The following is a 2,586-nucleotide window of genomic DNA, read 5'->3' as shown; positions in this document are numbered from 1 at the left end:
ACGCACCTGACGCCGCGCGGCCCGCCCTCCTGGCGGACGACGGGCCTTTCGCAACAGACCCTATTTCCCGGTCAGTTCCGCGGGCCGTGCCGAAGGGCCGCCCGGGCCGGCGACGGACAGGGAGCCGGGGCTCTGGGACGGTGCCGGTGCGTCGGTCAGCCAGTGCTGGCTGCTGGTGTGGTCGCGGACCTTGACCACGATGTCGTCGCCGGGGTTCACACCGGCCGTGGCGAGGGCGAGGGTCTCGTCCCAGTGGGGCAGCAGCTCGCCCTGCACGGTCAGGTCGTAGCGGACGTCCTTGCCGCGGTCGGCGTCATCCTCGGCGCAGGTGCCGAGGATGACCACCCCGGCGTCCGCGTGCGAGTCCAGGCACAGGCCGTCGCCGGCCACGCTGCGCAGTTCCCCGTCGCTCTCGAACGCCCACTGCTGGGTGTTGGCCGTGGAGCACACCGCGAGCACGACGCTCGCCCCGGCCTTCGGCTCGCCGTTGATGTCGAGGCAGAGCTGGGCGGCGGCGTTGCGCAGCCGGGTCGCGTGGTCGGCGGGCAGCCCGGCCGTCCCGGAGGTGGGCGTGGCATCGGGCGTCGCCTCGGGGTCGGTGCCGCCGGGGACGAGTCCCGCGGTCGCGACGGCGCCGCTGCCGTCGCCGCCGCCGGACAGGGCGCTGACGGCGAGGACGGAGGCCAGCAGTCCGGCGCCGGCGACTCCGACACTGGTCAGCAGCGTCTTCGACGACCAGGGGCCGGGCGGGCGGCGGACCGGGATGCGGGCCAGGATCCGGGTGCGGGCCGCGGCGCGCCGCCGGCCGCCCCCTCCGGAGCGCCGGGCGACGCGGGTCAGGGGCTCCTCCTCGCTGCCCTTGCGTCCGGGGCGTGAGTCGAGGTAGCGGCGGGCCCCCCAGCCGAGTACCGCCTCGACGAGCAGCATTCCCAGGGCGTCCTCGACGTGTCCGAGCTGCTCGGCGGCGGCCCGGCAGTAGGGGCACTGGGCGAGGTGCTCCTGGACGTCCGGCAGCAGGGCGCCGCCGCGGCGGATCGGAACGTCGAGCAGCCGGTTGTAGTAGCGGCACTCCTGGGAGGGTGCGAGATCGCGGTGCGCGCGGACACAGCCTTCCCGGAATTTCTCCCGGGCGTCCTCCAGCGCCGCCGACGCGGTTGCCGTGTCCATGCCCAGCAGACCGGCGGGTACGGTTATCGGCTCGGCCTCGACCTCGGTGTGCCAGAGCAGGCTCTGGGCGAGCGCCGGAAGACCCAGGAATGAACGCTCCGCGAGAGCGCGGTTTTCCGGTGCCGTGGGCTTGGTGGCGCGCATACCGCGACCACCGGCCGGTTTCCCGAGGTCGGGGAGAACCTCGGCTATTCGATCCTCGGCGGACCAGTTGGCGACCGTGTCACGGACCGAGAGCAGCAGCCGGGGCCGGATCGCGTCGGCCGTCTCACCGAGGGCCACCCGGTCGAGGACCTGGTGGAAGGCGGCGGCCGCGACCATGTGCGCGACGGGCCCGGAGGCGGCCAGGCAGATGACCGCGTATTCCTGCACGGGCCGCCAGTGCCGGGCCATGAGGAGCGCGGCGGACCGGGAGGCCTCGATGTCGGAGCCGGCTCGCAGCGGGGCGGCGAGGGACTCGTCGGACTCCCCCGCACCACCGCCCGGCGGCGGATAGGGCGGGCGAGGCGGATGGGGGGTTGGCACTGAGCGGATTCCTTTGGTGCGGTGGTGCGTACCACTTCGGTGCGCGGGCGGGGAGCGGGAATTCGCCGGCCGGGTGTCGGCAGTGTTCCCCAACTGTCTAATTGGTCCCGGCCATTACCCCCCGCTTGGATGATTAACCCTCGCACAAGTCTCACACGAGCAACAAGGCGCCTGTACAACATCGACAGCATTGACAGAAAGTCAGAAAGGCGGCGGTGGCTATTGCCCCTTCATGGCCGCATTCACCATTTCGCGCACCCCGTGTGAACCACGCGCACGCACAGGCTCCGCACGCACACTCCCGCCCCACCGGCACGGGTGGTCCACTGATGACCGGCCCTCCTCGAAAGGCCCCGCGCAGAACGGCGGCTCTCCTGCGCGAAACAGGCCGCCGGCCCCGTTCCTCCCGCCCTCGGCCGGCGGCCACGGGGAGGGGTGGTGGCCTGCCCCCGTACGTCCGGGCGGGGTCGCGGCCACCGGGACGGAGCCGGTCCGCCACCGCGTGGCCCTCCGGCTCCGCCCGGTGCGCGCACGACGCCGTCAGATGTCCAGTCTGCTGATCCGCACCGCGCCCGAGGGCTGACCGGGGTGGGCACTGGTCAGGGTCAGCCGGAGCCGGGAGCCCCGTACCGCGGTGAACGTGATGACGGTCGGGGCGTCCGAGGCGGTCGCCCACTCCACCGCCGTGCCGGTCACCGGCCGGTAGGCCGTTCCGTCCCAGACCGCCACCTCCACCGACGCGGGCAGCGTGTGGGTGGCGTCCACGGTGAAGGAGACCTCGGCCCGGTCGAAGGCGCGGGTCCGCCCGAAGTCGACCGACACCCAGTCCCCGGTCCCATCCGCGAGCCCTCGCAGGGTGCCGAAGATCCGCATGTCGGCCGCCCCGGAGATGGG

At 73.4% G+C, this 2,586-nt stretch carries 2 protein-coding genes; both read right to left on the bottom strand.

Features of this window, described 5'->3' with window-relative positions; genetic code table 11:
- Window positions 1-60 precede the first annotated feature (60 nt).
- Window positions 61-1,692 carry an RICIN domain-containing protein gene (locus ABZ646_RS44675; protein WP_360532973.1) on the bottom strand — a complete coding sequence of 544 codons (1,632 nt, stop codon included), beginning with the start codon at window positions 1,690-1,692 and terminating at the stop codon, window positions 61-63.
- 540 nt (window positions 1,693-2,232) lie between these two features.
- A partial coding sequence (locus tag ABZ646_RS44670) for a hypothetical protein (protein ID WP_360532970.1) occupies window positions 2,233-2,586 on the bottom strand: 354 nt, incomplete at its 5' end.

This window comes from Streptomyces sp. NPDC007162, from assembly GCF_040634175.1.
Lineage (GTDB): Bacteria > Actinomycetota > Actinomycetes > Streptomycetales > Streptomycetaceae > Streptomyces.
The sequence above is the reverse complement of the archived record's forward strand: the minus strand, read 5'-3'. Positions and strand labels throughout refer to the sequence as shown.